Source organism: Zoogloea sp. LCSB751 (assembly GCF_002028455.1).
GTDB lineage: Bacteria > Pseudomonadota > Gammaproteobacteria > Burkholderiales > Rhodocyclaceae > Zoogloea.
In genome coordinates this window covers 80,696-99,546 of the sequence record NZ_MWUM01000017.1, presented here as the reverse complement: position 1 = coordinate 99,546, position 18,851 = coordinate 80,696, and the positions used below count along the sequence as shown (strand labels likewise).

The window sequence follows — 18,851 nt, the reverse complement described above, 5'->3', positions numbered from 1 at the left end:
ATTGCCCCTGCGCTTAACCGACTAGCCCGTCGGTGGCGCACCCCGGCCGCAGGCTGATGCCGGGGCGGATGTTTCCCTCGACCGATTCAGTCTTTCCTCTCCTCTCAGGTCGGTCGACCTGGCCCCGGGATGTTGCGGCCATCCCGGGGCATTTTTTATCCACGGCAGTCCGTGCCCTAACATGGGCGGACGACAAGAACAGACCGGGGGAGACGACCCATGAGCAAGGACCATTGCATGGATGCCCGCCTGGAGCGGGCGGCGATTCGCATCGAGGCGGACGGGCAGGGCACGGTGCCGCGCTTGGCGGACCTGCGCGACATCGCGGCACGCCTGCGCTTCGCGCCGGAGGACGGACGCATCTGGCTCGACGACGAACGCACCGTGCTCTTGCGCGCGTCGGTGTTCGCCGGCCTGCGCCGGGAGTTGCTGGAAACCCTCGGCGTGGACAAGGCGCGGGCGCTGTTCACGCGCATCGGCTATTCCGCCGGCGCCCGCGACGCGACGCTGGCGATTAAGCTGCGCGGCGGCCGCCGGCTGACCGACGTGTTCGCGGTGGGGCCGCAGCTGCACGCGCTGGAAGGTTTCGTCGCGGTGGAGCCGATCCGCATCGACATCGACGTGGAGCAGGGCGTGCATTACGTGGAGCAGATCTGGCACGACTCCGTGGAGGCGACCACCCACATGGAGGCCGCCGGCGTCGCCACCGAGCCGGTGTGCTGGATGCAGGCCGGCTACGCGTCAGGCTTCAACAGTGCGTTGTTCGGCCGCCCGATCCTGTTCCGCGAGGTGGAGTGCCGGGGCGCCGGTCACGCCCATTGCCACATCATCGGCAAGCCGGTGGACGAATGGGGTGACGTGGAGGCCGACCTGAGCTTCCTGCGCACCGAGGATTTCGTCAATGCGTCGCTCGTGCGCCGCCGCTCGCCCTTCGAGGACGCCAGCGGCGCGCCGGCCGGCCCTTCGGACTGCGATTTCATGGTCGGCGCCTCGTCCGGCTTCCTGTCGGCCTGCCACAAGCTGCGCCAGGTGGCGGGGACCAACGCGGCGGTGCTGCTGCTTGGCGAGACCGGCGTCGGCAAGGAGCGCTTCGCCAAGATGCTGCATCGGGTCAGCAAGCGCGCGGAGGGGCCCTTTGTCGCCCTGAACTGCGCGGCGATCCCCGAGAATCTGCTGGAGGCCGAACTGTTCGGCGTGGAGCGCGGCGCCTACACGGGCGCCGGCGAGGCGCGCAAGGGCCGCTTCGAGCGGGCCGACAAGGGCACCTTGTTTCTCGACGAGATCGGCACCCTCAACGAGCCGGCCCAGGCCAAGCTGCTGCGGGCCCTGCAGGAGCGGGAGATCGAGCGGGTCGGCGGCTCGTCGTCGCGGGCGGTGGATGTGCGCGTGGTGGCGGCGACCAACGTGGACCTGGCCGCCGCGGTGCGGGAAGGGCGCTTCCGCGCCGACCTGTACTACCGCCTCAACGTCTTCCCGATCCGTATTCCGCCGCTGCGCGAGCGGCGCGACGACATCGCGCTGCTGGTCAATCACTTCATCAACAAGTTCTCGGCGGCCCACGACAAGCGGGTGTCCGGCTTCACCCACCGGGCCATCGCGGCGCTGCTGGGCTACGACTATCCGGGCAATGTGCGCGAGCTGGAAAACCTCATCGAGCGCGGCCTGATCCTCGCCCAGGAGGACCGGGCCATCGACCGCCATCACCTGTTCCAGGCCGAGGAGGCGCCGGGCGATGGGCTGCTGGCGATGGACCCCCGCGGCGCGGTGCGCCCGGCCAGCCAGGTGGAGGATGTGGAGGAGCCGGACGGGGCGGAGGTGCAGGGTCTGGTCGAACGGGCCCTGGACCTGGCGATGCCGCTGAAGGCGCTGGAGCGCGGCGCGATGCGCGAGGCGGTGAAGCGCGCCAATGGCAACCTGTCCCACGCCGCGCGCCTGCTCGGCATGTCCCGCGCCCAGTTGGCCTACCGGCTGGAGCGGGACAAGGACGACTGAGAAACGGATGGACCCGGAGCCACGGCGGGGCTCCGGGGGCAGCTTCACAGGTTTTTGAACAGCGGGCTGCGGCTCTGCTGGGCGGCGTCGGCGGCGGACAGGAACTTCTCGGTGTGGATGTCCCGTTCGAACAGGCGGCCCTTCATCAGCGTGCGGATGCCGCTCTCGATCATCGGCGGCGGACCGCACAGATAGGCCTTGTGGCCGCGGAAGTCGCCATCGAACAGCGTCCACGCCGCGTCGTGGACGAAGCCGGTGGCGCCGTCCCAGGCGCAGTCTGCGGTGGGCTCGCTGAGGGCCGGCAGGTAGCGGAAGTTGGGATGGCGGGCGGCCAGCTCGACGAAATCCTCGTGGTAGTACAGCTCGGCGCGGTTGCGGGCGCCGTACACCAGCGTGATCGGGCGGGTGTCGCCGTCCGTGTGCAGCAGATCGAGGATCATCGAGCGCGGGCTGGACAGCCCGGAGCCGCCGGCCATGAAGAGGATTGGCTGGGGATCGGACTTGCGCACGAAGAAGCGCCCGAGGGGCCCGCTGACGGTGACCGGGTCGCCGACCTGCAGGCGCTCGTGGATGTAGCCGGTGGCCTCGCCGCCCGGTACGCGGCGGATGTTCAGCTCGACCAGGCGCCCGTCGGCCGGTGCGTTGGCCAGCGAGAAGGCCCGCGGCTGGGCGAGGCCGGGCCAGCCCAGGTTGACGTACTGCCCGGCCTGGAAGTCGAGGCCGTCGCCGTCGAGGGCGATGGTCACACCCTTGATGGTGGGCGTCAGGTCCTGCAGCGCGGCCACCCGACCGCTGAAGTCGCGCAGCGGGATCGGGCGTTGGTCGGGTTCTTCGTCGATGTCCGCCTCGATGACGACATCGCCTTCCGGCGTGGCGCAGCAGGCGAGGCAGTGGCCCTCGTCCCGTTCCAGGTCCATCAGCGCGAAGGGCGAGGCGTCGCCGTGATTGACCTCGCCGTCCACCACGCGGACCTTGCAGGTGCCACATAGGCCGTGGCAGCAGGCGTGGGGCAGGTAGATGCCGTGGCGCAGCGCGCCGTCGAGGAGGGTCTGCCCCTCCGCGACGTCGAAGCTGGCGCCGAGCGGTTCGATCGTGACCGTGTAGCTCATGGCGTCACCCGACTCACGCGCCGGTGCCGGCGATGCCGCGCAGGGCCGGCGTGTGAATCCGCAGGTAGGCCTTGTGGCCGATGCCCTGGGCTTTCAGCGTGGCGTCGCGCTCCGGCGTGAAGGGGCGGTCGGCGAGTAGCCACTCGACGTGGGCCCAGTCGACCTGCGGCCACTCCGGGTGCAGCGCGAAGGCGCTGGCGGGCAGCAGGCTGTCGATCAGCTCGCTGAAGCGCAGCTCCGGGGACACAAGTAGCGCGATGGGGGCGCAGATCATCGTGTGGTGGTCCCAGCCGACGTAGAGCAATTGCTGGCCGTGGAAGTTGTCGATCCGGTCGCGGACCAGGGGCGGGACGGACGTTTGTTGAGCGTGGGTGTGCACGGGTGTCTCCATGGGCCGCGCTCGTGGGCGCGGCACCTGTCTGTGTTGATTGGGGAAGGGTGGGCGCCGCCGGGGCGCCCTGGGCGTTCAGGCCGCGGCGGCCGGGGGCATCTTGTCAAGGCCCTTCCAGCGCAGCCAGTTGGCCTCGTCGGGGGAGCCTTCATAGTCCAGGTTGTCCTGGCCGGCGACCACGTGGAAATAGCGCAGCGCGTCGGCGCCCGGATCGCCGGCGGCCTCGGCGCCGGGCTCGACGCAGTTGCCCTGCAGGATCTGGTGGGCCGGCAGCCAGGCGCTGACGTACTTGTCGGGTTGCCCGGCAAAGATGTCCCGGCAGCCGTCGGAGCAGAAGTGGTAGGTATCGCCGTCGTGCTCGAGCTGCCGGTGGCTGGTCCGCGTGGGATCGTCCATCTCCGTGAAGATCAGCGGGGTCTGGCAGGTCTGGCACAGCATCGGCAGGCTTGGGTTGTAGTAGCGCTTGCCCTCCGCCTGCAGCTTTCGGTAGTGCTCGATGCGCGGGCGGTAGTGCTGGTCGAAGGTGTTGGGGTACTTCTCGGCCAGCCAGGCCATGTCCTCGTCCGACGGCAGCCATACGTGAAAGGCGGCGGCGCCGGAGAAGTTGTAGAAGGCGTTCCAGGTCTGGTGGGACAGGTGCTCGGCCTCGGCGACGCTCTGCTCCCAGTACTTGGGCATGCGTAGTCCGTAGCGGCTGAGGTCGTTGAACAGGGAGCCGCCGTTCTGCACGAAGTAGATGTCCCAGGCCTCCTTCCAGGACATGACCTTCTTCGGCAGCATGTAGTCGAGCATCATCGACACCAGGCCCAGCACCTTGTAGCCGCGCCAGAACCATTTATCGAGGTAGCGCTGGATGATGGCCGCGTTGCCCGGGTCCTGCTCCAGCACGAACTTGATGCACTCCAGGCCGAGCGTCATGTGGCGGGCTTCGTCGGATTGGGACGAGAAGCCGAAGGTCACCGTCGCCATGTCGCCGTTGTAGGCGGCGCCGGACATGAAGGGCATGAAGACGAGGTTGGTCAGCAGGTATTCGAGGGCGAAGGAGATCGCGATGATCTGCTCGAAGGGGCCCGACGAGATGGCGTCCTCGAAGAAGGACTTGGGCACCGACAGGTACCACAGGCGGTCGTTCATCACCGTGTGGTCGTGCAGGCCGTTGAAGTACTTGTTGTACTGGCTGATGCAGTGGATCTGGGTCTGCACGTGGCGCAGCTCGTCCACCGCCTGCATCTGGCAGGCGATCGCCGCGCCGGGGCCGGGGAACTGGCGGCCCAGCATGGAGAACAGGCGGTGGGCGTTGTACTCGGCCGGGGTGATGCCGGTGAAGAACAGCTTCAGCGTATTCACGTAGCGGGCGTCGGAGATGTTGAGGTGCCCGTTGTTCTGCTGGAAGGCGTCGAGCACCGCGTAGAGCTTGCGCTCCTTCTCGGCCTGGTATTTCCAGTAGGCATCCATGGTCAGGCGGAAGGGGTCTTCCCACTTGTCCCAGTCGTGGATCTTGATGCCTTCCAGGCCGAGCTGGTCGAAGACCTTGTCCATCGGCTCGTAGGTGGTGTCCCAGCCCAGGCCGCGGGTCATCTGGGCGTATTTTTCCTTGAGGCTCAGCTTCTTGCCGCTGGGCCGGCGGGTGTCTTGGGTGTTCATGGTGTGGTCTCCTCCTCAGCGGTTCCAGTGCAGGATCATTTCGTCCTCGCTCTCGTCCACGTTGCCGGACAGGGAGATGAGGTTGAGGTTGATGGACTGGAGATCCCAGTCCGTGCCGAGGATCTCCTCGACGGTGCTGCGCTTGAGGACCAGGCGGCCGGGGGCGTCGATCTTGACCATCGCCGGCAGGCGGTGCACCACCGCGTCGGGGTTGTCGCGCTGCAGTGCCTCGATGATCGGGCGGGTGTCGTCGTTGGTCTGCAAGGCCATGAAGACGGTGCTTTGAATGGAGGTCATCAGGTCTTCCTTCTTCAGGCGGCGTCGAAGCCGAGCTTGGCGATGCGCTGGTCCAGCGCGCGTGACGCGGCGGCGAGGCGCTCCGGGCCGTCCAGGTGGGCGGCGCGTTGCGCCAGCGGGGCGAGGGCGTCGAGGGCCTGGGCCTTCCATGCGGTGGTCCAGGCGGACAGCCGGGCGCGGTTGACGGGCGACTCGGCAGCGGCGATCTTCAGGCAGGCATCGACCCACTTCTGGTTGTCGGCGGACCAGTCCTTGATGAACTCGGTGAGCATCGCCAGGTAGGCGCCGCCGGCATCGCCCACGCCGCTGTGGAAGGGGGCGTACAGCAGCGGATGGATGAGGCCGTCCAGCACCAGGTTCTGGGCGAAGAAAATCTCGAACCAGTCCTTCTGGACGAGGCTGCGTTCGGTCAGCCGGCGCAGCGGCTGCCAGGCCGGGTCGTCGAGCCAGCGGGCCTTGGCGTCGGCGAGCGACTGGCCGGAATTGCCGTCGATGAGCAGGCCGATCCGCGACAGGTACTGGGCGATGCCGAGCCGGTCGGTGGTGGTGTAGATGGCGCCCTGGGCCATCGGGCTACCGAAGCAATAGGCGCTGATGAAGCAGTTGTTGAGGTTGGCGGCCCATTCCAGGTGGCGCAGGGGCAGCAGCAGGGTTTCGATGTCCTGCACCTGTCCTGCGTTCAGCGTCGCCATCAGGCCGTGCCTGTCCACAAACTCGAAGTTCTTCTCGGCCGCTTCCTGCATGCGGGCGCGATTGAGCACGTAGGTGGCGTAGTAGTACTGGCGTGGGTCGCGGAAGTCGTCCCAGTCGCGCATCTCGATGGCGGTGCGGCGGCGGTCGTAGATGTCCCGCTGCGGGTCCCACACCGGGCGATAGTGGAAGTTGTCGCGGGGCTGCAGGTCGAAGCTGGCTTCCTGGTAGCGGCTGGCCGGCTTGTCGGCGCCGAAGCGGCGCGCGGTGCGGGCGAAGGTCTGGCGTATCGGGTCGATGCTGGCGACCCGGATCTCGACGCTCATGGTTCAAGTCTCCTGATTGTTGTTGTGAAGGGATTCGGGCGCGCTGTCCGGCGTCCCGTATAGGTAGGACTGCTGCCGTCGGAAGGCCCGGGCGGCGGCGTCCTCGTTCATGCGCTCCGTGCCCGGAAGGCCGGCGAAGGCCTCGAATGCCGCGCGGGGGAGGATGAGTTCGACGCTGAGTTCGGCGTCGCCGATGGCGAAGTCGAATTCGACGAAGCCGTCGTCGCGCATCTGGCGGACGCGGACGAAGCGGCGGGCGGGGTTGAAGCTGCCCGTGGGTGGGGAAGGGCTGTCTTGCATGATGTCTCCTGTCAGGCACTCTGCCGGTGCCGTGGGAAGCTTCATTGCAACGCCCGTGCCACGCCGTCCGGATCGGCAGTGGGCAGGCTGCTTTCGATCTCAAGTCCTTGATTTTTATAATTCCGCGTGCCGGACATGATGGTGTCCCGCAGGCCCTCGCCAAGGCCGGGGAGGCCGTGGTTTTCTCAACTGCGCAAATTGGGTGGGCGCGTGTGCGCAGGTGCTTTTCAGGAAATGCGCAAGGGCCGGTCCGGGGCGTTCGGTGCCGGCTTGACGGAAAAGTCGCGGTGGGATGGACGGCCGGGGCACCTTTGCGGTCCGTGGGGATCTACAATGCCGGCCGATCCCATTCATCCTCGAAACGCGATGCGCCGCTGGCGAGGTTCAGCTAGCGCTTGCCGTTTCTTTCAGGTTTTCACTGCTGTTTTTTCCAAGGTCACCCATGTATCCAGTCCAAGATGTCGATGCGCTCCTGCTGTTGTCCATGCTGCTTGCCACCAAACGGAGGCCGGCCGATATGGTCGAGATTGTCGCGGCGGCGGATCTGCTCGACGGTGGCGTCGGCTCCGAGGCACGCTGGGCCGAAGCCTTTCGCCGCTTCGCGACCCATGACCTGATCGTCGAAGTGGATGGCCGCTACGCGTTGACGGCGGCCGGCGTGCTGCTCGTGGACCGCCTGCCGAAAAAAGCGGACACCGCAGAGCGGATCTTCCTGCTGCGGGAAAAGCTCGCCGAGTACGAGCCGGCGGAGAAGAGTCCTTCCATCGTCATGCAGGAGGAGCAGGTGGCCGAAGCCGTGCGCGTCCACCAGGCGTCCAAGTCGGTCGGCGGTCAGAATCTGCTGATGCCAAAACCGAAGCCCGACGAGGATACGGCGCCCCGGCGCGGCCCGGCCCGCCGGCCCGGGGGATGGCGCCGGGGGTGATGGAGTGAGGTTTGCCAATGGACGCTGGCGCGGGCTGGCCTTCGTCGATATCGAGACCAACGGTGGGGCGGCCACCGACGAAGGCATCACTGAGGTCGGGATCGTCGAGGTGGACGAGGACGGCGTGCGGGAGTGGTCGCAGCTGATCCGCCCCTCAAGCCGCATTCCGGAATTCATCACCCGCCTGACCGGCATCAGCAACGAGATGGTGGCGGATGCGCCGCGCTTCGCCGACGTGGCTGCGGACATCCATGCACGTCTCGAAGGGCGCCTGTTCATCGCCCACAACGCGCGTTTCGATCACGGCTATTTGCGCAATGCCTTCGAGCGGGCCGGCCTGGCTCTGAAGCCGCCGGTGCTGTGCACCGTCAAGCTGTCGCGGGCCCTGTATCCGGAGCACAAGCGCCACGGCCTCGACAGCCTGATCGAGCGGCACGGCCTGCGGGTCGGCGAGCGCCACCGGGCGCTGGCCGACGCCCAGCTGATCTGGCAGTTCTGGCAACACATCCACGGGCATTTCGACGAGGGGCGGATCGACGCCGAGATCGCGCGGCTGACCGGCCGGCCGTCGGTGCCGCCGCAACTGGACGAGTCCATCCTCGACGAGCTGCCGGAGCGGCCCGGCGTGTATCTCTTTTTCGGCGAGAACGACCTGCCGCTGTATGTGGGCAAGAGCAAGGACATCCGCACGCGGGTGCTGTCCCATTTCAGCGCCGACCGCCACAACGCCAAGGAGATGGCTCTGTCCCAGCAGCTGCGGCGCGTCGAGTGGATCGAGACGGCCGGCGAGATCGAGGCCCTGCTGCTGGAGGCCTCACTGGTGAAGACCCGCCAGCCGATCCATAACCGCCGCCTGCGCCGTCAGTCCGAGCTGTGCGCGTGGCGGCTGGTGGACGACGGCGAGGGCGGCCGGCGCCCCGAGCTGGTGTATGCGCGCGACCTGACGGAGAGCTGGGGCGACGACCTGTTCGGCTTCTTCGGCAGCCGTGCGACCGCGCTACGCATGCTGCGTGGCCTGGCCGAAGAACACGGCCTGTGCGAGGTCTGTCTCGGCCTCGAAAAGCAGCGACCCGGCCAGCCCTGCTTCGGCTACCAGCTGAAGCGCTGCCGGGGTGTCTGCGTCGGCGGCGAAAGCCGGGGGATGCACAGCGCCCGTCTGATGATGGCACTGCAGAAACTGAAGGTCGAGGCCTGGCCACATGCCGGCCCGGTGGGCATCCGCGAGGGCACGGCGGTGCACGTGGTGGACAACTGGTGCTACCTGGGCACGGCGAAGGACGAGGCCGAGGTGTTCGCGTTGCTGGAAACCGCGCGGCCGGCCTTCGACGGCGACGTCTTCAAGATCCTGCAGAAGGCGCTCAAACGCGCCCGCATCGTGTCGTTGCCGGTCAGTGCGCGATGACGCTGACCGTGTGGGTTGCGATGGGCTGGGTTTCCCACTCGCGCTTGAGCAGGAAATCGACGCGATAGTGGCCGGCCTGCGTGGTTCGCAGCACGAAATGTTGCCGGCCCAGGGCGCCGGGCGGGGCTCCGCCGGGGGGAATGACGCTGCTGTCGACCCGTTCGACGCCGTAGGGCAGGGCTGGCAGCGACCACAGGTAGCCACTACTCGGCGTTGCGTCCAGATCGATGCAGAATGGTGTGCCGACGGGGGTCTGGATTCGTGTGCTCATGTCCTCAGGCCTGGGAGCTTGCTGTGTGGGCTGGGGCGATGCCCCAGCCCTGTTCATTCTAGACGTACCACTTGTGCCACATCGCCGAGTCGGTGCCCTCGACGAAGCAGTCCAGCCGCCCGGCCGCCCAGGAGCTGACGCCGACTGCGGAACTCAGCGTACCGCCTAGATCTTCCTCACCGCTCCACTTGGCGCCGTCCCACCAGCGATGCCACATGTGGGAGTTCTGGCCGGGGTAGAACACGTCGATGCGGTTGGGGCCCCAGGATTCGGCGGCCGGGGAGTCGGACAGCACGCCCTTGAGGTCTTCCCAGGCACTCCACTTACTGCCGTCCCACCATTTGTGCCACAGGTGCATGTCGTAGCCGCGCACGAAGGTGTCGAGCCGGTTGGCGCTCCACGACGATACGGCCGGGGCGGAGCTGAGGCCGCCGCCGAGGCTTTCCCAGCCGTGCCAGCCGGCGCCGTCCCACCACAGGTGCCACATGGCCTGGTCCATACCGCGGGCGAACACGTCGATGCGGTTGGGGCCCCAGGAGACGGCCGCCGGTTCGGAGGACAGCACGCCGCCGAGGTCTTCCCAGCCGCTCCAGCCGCCCTGGTACCAACGGTGCCACAGGTGATGGTTGAGGCCCACTGCGAAGATGTCGAGGCGCCCGCTGGCCCAGGAGCAGATGGCCGGCGCGCCGTGGATCAGCCCGCCGAGGTTCTCCCAGCCGAACCAGGCATTGCCGTCCCACCAGCGGTGCCAGACGGCGGAGTCGAGGCCGCGGGCCACGACGTCGATGCGGTTGTTGGCCCACGAGACGGCACTGGGGCGGGAGGTGATCTGGCCGCCGAGGTTCTCCCAGCCGTGCCAGCCATGGACCACCGGTAGCACCACGCCGCGGGCTGTCCAGAACGGGAACTCGGTGTCGATGCCGGCTTCACCGTAGGCGATCTTGAAGAAGCCGGCGTTGCCCCAGCCGGGCCCCCAGGAGTTCTTGCAGATCCAGCATTGCTCGGCTTCCGAGTAGCCGATGACCTGCACGCAGTGCAGACCCACGTCCGCACCGGTGACGTGGTGATAGATGCCGTTGCCGTAGGAGAAGAAGTCGTTGAAGACGTGGAACACGGCACAACAGGGGCCGACATTGCTCAGGTAGTTCTTGCGGTCGACGATGTTGGCCAGGGTGCCCGGTGTGGTGATCTTGACGGCCCGCGCATCCCGGTTGGGGCCGACGATGCATTTGGGCGTCGGGGCCGGCGGGGCGAAGGCGCTGGCGTAGGGGAAGCAGGCCTCGTCGGGAATGCCGCGCAGACGGACCTGATCGATGGCCTGGTCGGGCCACCAGCCGCCGCAGCTGGCGCCATGGCTGGAGCAGAAGTGCAGATCGGCTTCTGACAGGTCGAGCAGCTGGCCGGCTTCGATGGAGGCCATCGATTCGACGGTGGCTGCAGTGCCGAAGGACACGCAGGAGCCGCAGTTGCCCTGGTCCTTGACGGGAGTGACGTGGTTGCCGTTGCGGTTGCGCCAGTCGACGGCCGGCGCGAAGTTGGCCTGGGGAGCGGCCGCTGCCCTTGGCACGGCCATGGCCGCAGCCAGCGCGGCGGGGTCGAGGGTGACGCCGAGCAGGGCCTGCTTGGCGGCGTCGCTCAGGTTGGCCTGGAGGTTCTGGCGTGGCTGCCATCGGGCCCTGGCCTGGGTGAGACTGCCGGAAATACTGCGTATGTCGAGTACAGGCATGGTGTGTCTCCTTCCGCGTGCTTGTGCGAACGGCTCACCTCGGAGGGCGGGAGTTGCAGGCCGGCGGGTGAGCTACGGCGCCGGCGTCGCCACGGGGGCTGGCGGATCGCGTGCCCCTCTTGGAATCCACGGGCCGGTCGCTGACGGCGCCGGCAGAGTCAGGATCAAGCAGTCCTGCCGACAGCCTTCAGGAGCGGTGTCGGGTGCTATGCATTTGAGCTTTCGGATGACGCATCCGGGATGGGGGGCGCGAGGCGATACGGGCTGCTGCGCTTGTGACGGCAGTGGGTGACGCCCCCGGTCGAAGCCTGGAATCCGGCGCAAGGGACTGCCCTTGTGCCCCGTGACGGCAAGCACATCAGGCTGCGCCCCGGTTTATTCACGCTTCAAGATAGTCGACTGCCGGGTACTTGCAAGTGACATTTTGTGCCCGTCTTGGGCAAGCCCCGGTAGGTCGGGGTTAGCGCGGTCTGAGGCTGGCCGGAATGGGCTTCGGGGCGAGTTTCTCGGCGGCGATCTCGAGGGCGTAGAGGGTGCCGCCGGTGGCGAGCCAGGCGTTGACCCAGTCGGGCGTGGGGCCGACGCCGGACCAGGTCAGGGCGCGGTTGGAGGGGTGCATGAAGCGCACCGGCGGGGCTTCCGCTGCGGGCTGAGGTGTTTCTTCCGCGACGGGCGTTTCCGCCTGCACGGCCTGGTTGGCCTTCTCCGCTTCGACCCGGGCCTTCTCCGCAGCGGCTTCGCGGCGGGCTTTTTCGGCGGCTTGTTTGCGTTCCTTGGCGGCAGCCTGGGCGCGGGCCTTTTCGGCTGCTTCGGCGGCCGCCTTGGCGGTGGCTTCGGCAGCCAGTCGGGCTGCCTCCTCTTCCGCGGCGCGGGCGGCGCGCTCGGCTTCTTCGGCCAGGCGCCGGGCGGCTTCCTGTTCTTCGTGTTCCCGCTTGAGGAGTTCTGCTTTGATCTGCTCCGCGAGTTCTTCGAGCTCGGGCAGCGAATACGACTTCAATTCTGTCATGGAGGACGAGGCGGCTTCTGCGGGGACGGATCGGGTGCGGGTGGTCATGATTCGGCAAAAACGGGGCAGGCCACGGTGATCCTGCCAAGTCCGGCATTATGAAACATTTATCTGATCCATTAACGCGGATTTGCGCCTGTGGATGCCCTGTTTTCAGTCCAGCGTCCTGCGGAAGGTCTTCAGGCCGATGGTCAGCACCCCGGTCATGAAGGCGAGAATAGGCCAGATCTGCGCCCACAGCATGTCGATGCCGTTGCCTTTGAGCAGAATGCCACGCACGAGGACCAGGAAATGGGTCAGCGGCAATACGTTGCCGACCGCCTGGGCCCATTCGGGCATGCCGCGGAAGGGAAACATGAAGCCGGACAGCAGCATCGAGGGCAGAAAGAAGAAGAAGGTCATCTGCATCGCCTGCAGCTGGTTGCGGGCGATGGAGCTGAAGGTGATGCCGAGGGTCAGGTTGGCGCAGATGAAGACCAGCACCACGCCGTAGAGCAGCAGCAGGTTGCCGTGCATCGGGACGTCGAAGATCCAGCGTGCAGCGAGCAGGATCAGCGTGACCTGGATCAGCCCGATCAGGATGTAGGGCACGATCTTGCCGGTCATCACCTCCAGCGGCGTGGCCGGGGTGGCGAGCAGGTTTTCGAAGGTGCCACGTTCCCGTTCACGGGTCATCGCCAGGCCGGTCATCAGCACCATGGTCATGGTCAGGATCACGCCCATCAGGCCGGGCACGATGTTGTAGGCGGTGACGCCTTCCGGGTTGTAGCGGCGGTGGATGCGCAGGTCCACGAGCGGCTGGGCCGGTGGCCGCAGGCCGGGCAGATCGGGGGCGAAGACTTCGGCACCGAGCTTGTTGAGCACCGAGATGGCGCCGCCGGTGGCCATCGGGTCGGTGGCGTCGGCCTCGACGAGCAGCGTGGGCGGCTTGCCGCGCACCAGGTCGCGGTTGAAGCCGGGCGGGAAGGTCACGACGAACTGCACTTCGCTGCGGTCCAGAAGAGCGGCGGCCTGGCGTTCGTCCACGCTGCCGACGATGGTGAAGTAGTCGCTGTTGCGCATGGCGGCCACCCAGGCGCGGGAGAAGGGGCCGGGATCTGCCATCACTACCGCGGTGGGCAGGTGCTTGGGGTCGGAGTTGATCGCGAAGCCGAACAGCATCAACTGGATGATAGGTATGCCGACGATCATGCCGAAGGTCAGGCGGTCGCGGCGGAGCTGGATGAATTCCTTTATCAGGATGCCGAGCCAGCGGGAGAAGGAGAAGCGGGCCACGGTGTCAGTTCCCCAGTGGGTCGGCGGTGTGCTGCATCAGGTGGATGAAGGCGTCTTCGAGAGACGGGGCGACCGGCGTCACGACCAGGCCGGTGTCCTTCTGCAGGGCCTGCAGGCTGGCGGCCAGCCGCGGTCTGTCCGTTCCGCTGACATGCAGGGTCGTGCCGAAGCTGGCCACCAGATCGGCGCCGGGCAGCTGGCGCAGGCGTCCGGCAAGCCCGTGGATGCCGTCGCCAGCGATTTCCCAGGTGTTGAGCTGGCAATTGGCAACGACTTCGTCGGCGGTGCCGGAGGCCAGCAGGTTGCCGTAGGCGATGTAGGCCAGGCGGTGGCAGCGTTCGGCTTCGTCCATGTAGTGGGTGGACACCAGAATGGTGATGCCGGAGGCGGACAGGCGGTGGATCTCCTCCCAGAAGTCGCGGCGGGCCTTCGGGTCGACGCCGGCGGTCGGTTCGTCGAGGAGCAGCAGGCGCGGCCGGTGGAGCAGGCAGCTGGCGAGGGCCAGGCGTTGCTTCCAGCCGCCGGACAGGGTGCCGGCGAGCTGCTTGCGGCGGCCGCCGAGGCCGAGCTCGTCGATGGCCCGGTCCACTGCCTCACGCCGGTCGGCCATGCCGAACATGCGGGCGACGAAGTCCAGGTTCTCGACGATGCTGAGGTCGTCCCACAGGGAGAACTTCTGGGTCATGTAGCCGACCTGGCGCTTGATGGCGGCGCTGTCCTTCAGTACGTCCAGGCCCAGGCAGGTGCCGCTGCCGCTGTCCGGCGTCAGCAGGCCGCACAGCATGCGGATCGAGGTGGTCTTGCCGCTGCCGTTGGGGCCGAGGAAGCCGTAGATCTCACCCTTGCGGACCTGCAGGCCGAGGTCGCGCACCACGTGCTTGTCGCCGAAGCGCTTGTTGAGGCCGGCGACGTCGATGACCAGTTCGTCCATGTCAGTGTCCGGCCAGGCTGACATCCACCGGCAGCCCGGGCCGCAGGCTGGCGGCCTGTTCGGCAGCCGGCGCGGCCTCGACGCGGAATACCAGCTTCTCGCGGCTGCCACGGCTGTAGATGACCGGCGGGGTGTATTCCGCCTGGGGGGCGATGAAATCGATGGTGGCGCGGATCGTTGCCGGGCAGCCGTCGCAATGAGCTTCGACAGCCTGGCCCGGCTTCAGCGTGGCGACGGCGCCCTCCGGAACGAAGAAGCGCAGCCGGCGCCGGCTGTCGGGCAGCAGGCTGGCCACCGGCGCGCCGGCGGGCACCCATTCGCCGGGGCGGTAGTAGGTCTCGGCGATTTCGCCGTTGGCGGGGGCGGTGACGGTCTTGCGTTCGACGACCCAGCGGCGCTGGGCTGCCTGGGCGGCGGCGGCCTGCAGATCGGCCTCTGCGCCGCGCAGTTCGGCCTGGCGCCCGAGTGCCAGGCGGTAGGTTTCCAGTTGCTGGCGGGCGGCCTCGACGGCGGCGACGCTGCGGTCCCGGTTGGCGCGCGCCTCGTCCACACGGGCCTGGGCGACGAAGCGCTGGCGGAACAGGGCTTCCTGCTGGGCGAGCTGGGTATCGGCGAGGCGCCGGGCGGCGACGGCGGAGGCCAGCTGGGCTTCCAGCGCGGCGATTTCCGGCGCTCTGCGTGGGGCCTTGAGGTTCTCCAATTTTTCTTTCGCAGAGCCGCTGCGGGCCTCTGCTTCGGCGAGGGCCTGAGCGTCCGGGTCGGTGGCGACGGCAAACAGCATCTGTCCGGCATTCACTCGACTGCCCCGCGGACTGTCGAGGGATTTCAGGTAGCCCGCCTGGGGTGCGGCCAGGTACAGGTATTCGCCTTCCACGTAGCCCTGGAAGCTGGCATCGGGGCCGCGTCCACAGGCGGACAGGAGGATCACGAGGGGCAGGGCAGCGTGCGCGAGCTTCATGGGGTGTCTCTTTCGGTGTCCGGCGGCAGGGGTAGCAGTGCCAGCAGTTGATTCAGGCCGGTATCGATCTCCTGCTCCGATTCGGCGCTCTGGCGCCCCAGATTCATCAGTGCCAGTCCGATCACCGCCGCATGGAAGACCAGCACCTGGGGGGCGTCCGGGCAGTAGCCGAGGCGGGTCAGTACCTGGCCGAGGGCCTTGCGCATGTAGGCGACGAGACGGGCGAATTCGGGGCGGATGTCCGGGTCCCGGTCTCCCGAGGCCAGCAGGCCGAGCATCATGCGAACCCGTGGCAGAAAGCGCATCGCCACGGCCAGCGCCTGCTTCGGATCGGTGCCCGGTGCGCTGCCGAGCTGTCCGAGCTCCTGCTCGACGGAGTGTTCGGCAATGGCCAGCATCAGCAGGTCGCGGGTCGGAAAATAATAGGTGAGATGGCTCTGGCTGACGCCAGCCGTCTTGGCGATGCGCGGCTGGGTCAGCGCGAACAGGCCTTCGTCGCACAGCAGGGAGACACCGGCGTCGAGGATGCGCCGACGGATACCGCCAGGGGATGAGCTGGAGTCCTGCATTTGGTAATCTTACCAAGCTCCTGGTAACACAACCAAGCGTGGCGTCGTGATCGCCCTGCAGGGGGCGCCAAGCGCATGGGGCCGTTTGCGCGGAAGAACAAAAAAGGGCAGGAATACCTGCCCTTCATGATGGCTCTTGGTGGGCCGTCAGGGGCTGCGGCGAAGCCACCGGGATATGGCCACCAGGCCGAGAGCGGCGAGGGACAGGCTGCCGGGTTCAGGAATGCGACCGTTGCCGCAACTGTTGGTCTGGCTGCAGCCCGGGTTGATGATGTCGGCGGTGACGAAGATGCCGTCCTCGGGTTGGTTCGGTAGTTGCCCGATGACCGTGGTGGTGAACTGGGTGCCGTCCCAATGGACGGCTGACAGCAGGTGCGTCGTCTCGCCGGTAACGACCAGGTCGCCCAGATAGGCGCTGAAATCGTTGGCGTTGGCCTTGACGACGTTGTTGGGATAGTTGGCCGAATAGAAGCCCTCGACGGGGTTGCCGCTGATGCCGAGATTGATGGGAACGAAGTTCAGCATCTCCGCAGAGGCCACGGTGGCGATCAGGGTGATGCTGCCGGTCGGTGAAATCGCCCGCAGGGTACCCGAGCCTTCGGAGCCGACGACCAGCGTACCGGCGGCGACAGGACCAAATGCCTTGGGGGCAAAGCTCAGGCCTTCCGTATCTTCCCCTACGGTGGCCAGCAGTGTCGGGGTGCCGGTCTGGTCGATGCTGTAGATCCGGCCTGCCGCCGTGGTGACGATCATGCTGTAGCCGTAGCTGCCATAAGGATCGAAAGCGATGCCACGCACCCCACCGATGAGGGCCGAGGTAGTGAAGGTGCCCTGGGTGAGCCCGTCCTTGCTGATTCGATATACGTCGCTGTTCTGGCTGACGAAGATATCCCTTGGGGCGAACCCTCCCAGGCCAAGAGAACTGGAGACATACAGCTCGCCGCTGGCCAATGGAATGGGGGCGCCGAACTTTTGCACGTTGCCGCCGGAGAGATCGGTCTGGTACAGCTGGTTATTGTTGGCGCCGAAATAGACCGAGCCGACGAACTTGTCGCCCGCGTAGGTAAAACCGATGGCCGCGGTGTTGGACAGGGTCGAATTCAGGTCGCTGCCACTGACGAAGGTATTGAAAGTGACCGAGGCGAGCGCAGGGGTCGAGAGAAGCGCACAGCTGCCGCACAAGGCGGCAAGAAGCCGGGAATGTCTGTTCATGGCGTGCCCTCCGTAGGGGATTGCGGTCCAGGAGGTAGATCGCAAACGATCCAAGCAACGGACGAGCCACAGTAAAATAAGTAAATGCAATCAACAGATAGGAAAAATTGCTGGCTCTGTGGCGGTAGCGAGTGTAAGTAATTTCGACACCGCCCCGCGCATGCGGACGTAGGTCAAGGCCTGTCACAAATGAAAAAATGCCCGGTCTGAAGACCGGGCATTTGTAATCGCCTGCGATGCGTCCGGACTTACTCCGGACGCATTTGCGGGAACAGGATCACGTCGCGGATCGCCGGGCTGTCGGTGAGCAGCATGACCAGCCGGTCGATGCCGATACCGCAGCCACCGGTCGGGGGCAGGCCGTATTCCAGCGCGCGGATGTAGTCGGCGTCGTAGTACATGGCTTCCTCGTCGCCGGCGTCCTTGGCCTGGGCCTGGGCCTGGAAGCGGGCGGCCTGGTCTTCGGGGTCGTTGAGTTCGGAGAAGCCGTTGGCGATTTCGCGGCCGACGATGAACAGTTCGAAGCGCTCGGTGATGTCAGGGTTGCTGTCGGAGGCACGCGCCAGCGGGCTGACTTCGACCGGGTAGTCGATGATGAAGGTCGGCTCCCAGGTCTCGGCTTCGGCACTGGCTTCGAAGAGTTGCAGCTGCAGGCTGCCGAGGCCGCCCGGCTTCACCTTCTCGCCGAAATCCTTGATCTTCTGCTTGAGCCACTCGGCATCGGCCAGTTGGGCGTCCGTGAAGCCGGGGTGGTGCTTGCGGATTGCCTGGGTGATGGTCAGGCGATGGAAGGGCTTGGACAGGTCGAGCTCGCGGCCCTGGTACTGGAATACCTCGGTGCCCAGCGCCTCACGGGCGGCGTGGCGCAGCAGGCCTTCGGTGAAGTCCATCAGGCTGCGGTAGTCCGCGTAGGCCTCATAGAACTCCATCATCGTGAATTCGGGGTTGTGGCGCGGTGACAGGCCTTCGTTACGGAAGTTGCGGTTGACCTCGAAGACCTTCTCGAAGCCGCCGACCACCAGGCGCTTGAGGTAGAGCTCCGGCGCGATGCGCAGGAACTGCTGCATGTCGAGGGCGTTGTGGTGGGTGACGAAGGGCTTGGCCGCGGCACCGCCGGGGATGGGGTGCATCATCGGCGTCTCGACTTCGAGGAAGCCATGGCCGGTCATGTAGTTGCGGATCGACTGGACGAGGCGGCTGCGGGCCACGAAGGTGTGCCGCGATTCCTCGCTCATGATGAGATCCACGTAGCGCTGGCGGTACTTTGTCTCGGTGTCGGTCAGGCCGTGGAACTTGTCGGGCAGCGGACGCAGGCTCTTGGTGAGGAGGCGCAGCTCGGACGACTTGATGGACAGCTCGCCGGTCTTGGTGCGGAACAGGGTGCCCACGGTGCCGACGATGTCGCCGATGTCCCAGTGCTTGAAGTCGGCATACACCTCTTCGCCGACGCCGTCGCGGGTGACGTAGAGCTGGATGCGTCCGGACAGGTCCTGGATGGTGACGAAGCTGGCTTTGCCCATCACGCGGCGGAGCATGATGCGGCCGGCGACCTTGACCTCGACCGGCACGGCTTCGAGCTCCTCGGCGGATTTTTCGCCGTAGACCTCGTCGAGCTTGCCGGCGGTGTTCTCCCGGGAGAAGTCGTTCGGATACGCCTTGCCGGTGGCGCGCCATTCGGCGAGTTTCTGCCGGCGCTCGGCGATCAGGTGGTTTTCATCCTGGGCGGGCGAGAAGGTCTGGTCGGACATGATGGGCTCTTCAATCAACGAAATGGGCGCGGCGGGATGCACGAAATGCCGCAAAGCCCTGAATTTTGACATATTCCGG

Annotated in this window: 18 protein-coding genes; 3 read left to right on the top strand and 15 right to left on the bottom strand. The window is 66.7% G+C overall.

The genetic code is table 11. The features are described 5' to 3' along the window. Nucleotides 1-219 precede the first annotated feature (219 nt). Nucleotides 220-1,992 carry a sigma-54-dependent Fis family transcriptional regulator gene (locus B4920_RS17820; RefSeq protein WP_079435967.1) on the top strand — a complete coding sequence of 591 codons (1,773 nt, stop codon included), beginning with the start codon at nucleotides 220-222 and terminating at the stop codon, nucleotides 1,990-1,992. A gap of 44 nt (nucleotides 1,993-2,036) precedes the next feature. Here B4920_RS17820 and B4920_RS17815 read toward each other — a convergent pair whose 3' ends face one another. The 6 genes from B4920_RS17815 to B4920_RS17790 form a co-directional block, all read right to left on the bottom strand. Then, complete coding sequence (locus B4920_RS17815; protein ID WP_079435966.1) at nucleotides 2,037-3,101, bottom strand: NADH:ubiquinone reductase (Na(+)-transporting) subunit F; 1,065 nt, start codon at nucleotides 3,099-3,101, stop codon at nucleotides 2,037-2,039. 13 nt (nucleotides 3,102-3,114) lie between these two features. Next, entirely contained in the window at nucleotides 3,115-3,492 is a 378-nt protein-coding gene (locus tag B4920_RS17810) for a phenol hydroxylase subunit P4 (protein ID WP_079435965.1), read from the bottom strand. A 75-nt stretch (nucleotides 3,493-3,567) separates the two neighbouring features. Continuing rightward, complete coding sequence (locus B4920_RS17805) at nucleotides 3,568-5,136, bottom strand: YHS domain-containing protein (protein WP_079435964.1); 1,569 nt, start codon at nucleotides 5,134-5,136, stop codon at nucleotides 3,568-3,570. A 15-nt stretch (nucleotides 5,137-5,151) separates the two neighbouring features. Then, entirely contained in the window at nucleotides 5,152-5,433 is a 282-nt protein-coding gene (locus B4920_RS17800) for an MmoB/DmpM family protein (protein WP_079435963.1), read from the bottom strand. A 14-nt stretch (nucleotides 5,434-5,447) separates the two neighbouring features. Then, the gene (locus B4920_RS17795; protein WP_079435962.1) at nucleotides 5,448-6,449 is read right to left on the bottom strand and encodes an aromatic/alkene monooxygenase hydroxylase subunit beta; all 1,002 of its coding nucleotides are present in this window, start codon (nucleotides 6,447-6,449) and stop codon (nucleotides 5,448-5,450) included. Nucleotides 6,450-6,452: 3 nt separating this feature from the next. After that, a complete protein-coding gene (locus B4920_RS17790) occupies nucleotides 6,453-6,749 on the bottom strand; it encodes a phenol hydroxylase subunit (protein ID WP_079435961.1) in 297 nt (98 codons plus the stop codon). Nucleotides 6,750-7,191: 442 nt separating this feature from the next. On the opposite strand from B4920_RS17790, the gene B4920_RS17785 reads away from it, so the two are divergent. Beyond that, nucleotides 7,192-7,674 carry a hypothetical protein gene (locus tag B4920_RS17785; RefSeq protein WP_079435960.1) on the top strand — a complete coding sequence of 161 codons (483 nt, stop codon included), beginning with the start codon at nucleotides 7,192-7,194 and terminating at the stop codon, nucleotides 7,672-7,674. Between the two features lie 4 nt (nucleotides 7,675-7,678). Beyond that, nucleotides 7,679-9,076 (top strand): exonuclease domain-containing protein, encoded by a 1,398-nt coding sequence (locus B4920_RS17780; protein ID WP_079435959.1) that lies wholly within the window; start codon nucleotides 7,679-7,681, stop codon nucleotides 9,074-9,076. Here the strand turns inward: B4920_RS17780 and B4920_RS17775 are convergent. The 9 genes from B4920_RS17775 to lysS all read right to left on the bottom strand — a co-directional run bounded on the left by B4920_RS17775 (nucleotide 9,063) and on the right by lysS (nucleotide 18,772). After that, entirely contained in the window at nucleotides 9,063-9,347 is a 285-nt protein-coding gene (locus tag B4920_RS17775; protein ID WP_161493330.1) for a protease inhibitor I42 family protein, read from the bottom strand. The two genes, B4920_RS17780 and B4920_RS17775, sit on opposite strands and share 14 nt — an antisense overlap. A gap of 58 nt (nucleotides 9,348-9,405) precedes the next feature. Then, on the bottom strand, nucleotides 9,406-11,073 hold the full coding sequence (locus tag B4920_RS17770; RefSeq protein WP_079435957.1) for a C1 family peptidase: 1,668 nt from the start codon (nucleotides 11,071-11,073) through the stop codon (nucleotides 9,406-9,408). Nucleotides 11,074-11,533: 460 nt separating this feature from the next. Continuing rightward, nucleotides 11,534-12,079 (bottom strand): H-NS histone family protein, encoded by a 546-nt coding sequence (locus B4920_RS17765; protein WP_139379547.1) that lies wholly within the window; start codon nucleotides 12,077-12,079, stop codon nucleotides 11,534-11,536. Between the two features lie 153 nt (nucleotides 12,080-12,232). Then, nucleotides 12,233-13,354, bottom strand: a complete 1,122-nt coding sequence (locus B4920_RS17760) for an ABC transporter permease (RefSeq protein ID WP_079435955.1) — start codon at nucleotides 13,352-13,354, stop codon at nucleotides 12,233-12,235. 4 nt (nucleotides 13,355-13,358) lie between these two features. Further along, nucleotides 13,359-14,285, bottom strand: coding sequence for an ABC transporter ATP-binding protein (locus tag B4920_RS17755; protein ID WP_088179501.1), 927 nt, complete (start codon nucleotides 14,283-14,285; stop codon nucleotides 13,359-13,361). A 1-nt stretch (nucleotide 14,286) separates the two neighbouring features. Continuing rightward, a complete protein-coding gene (locus tag B4920_RS17750) occupies nucleotides 14,287-15,243 on the bottom strand; it encodes an HlyD family secretion protein (protein WP_079435953.1) in 957 nt (318 codons plus the stop codon). After that, entirely contained in the window at nucleotides 15,240-15,812 is a 573-nt protein-coding gene (locus B4920_RS17745; protein WP_079435952.1) for a TetR/AcrR family transcriptional regulator, read from the bottom strand. Before B4920_RS17745 ends, B4920_RS17750 begins: the two co-directional genes overlap by 4 nt. A 147-nt stretch (nucleotides 15,813-15,959) precedes the next feature. After that, nucleotides 15,960-17,024 (bottom strand): hypothetical protein, encoded by a 1,065-nt coding sequence (locus B4920_RS17740; RefSeq protein WP_079435951.1) that lies wholly within the window; start codon nucleotides 17,022-17,024, stop codon nucleotides 15,960-15,962. A gap of 248 nt (nucleotides 17,025-17,272) precedes the next feature. Then, on the bottom strand, nucleotides 17,273-18,772 hold the full coding sequence (lysS, locus tag B4920_RS17735; RefSeq protein WP_079435984.1) for a lysine--tRNA ligase: 1,500 nt from the start codon (nucleotides 18,770-18,772) through the stop codon (nucleotides 17,273-17,275). Nucleotides 18,773-18,851 lie beyond the last annotated feature (79 nt).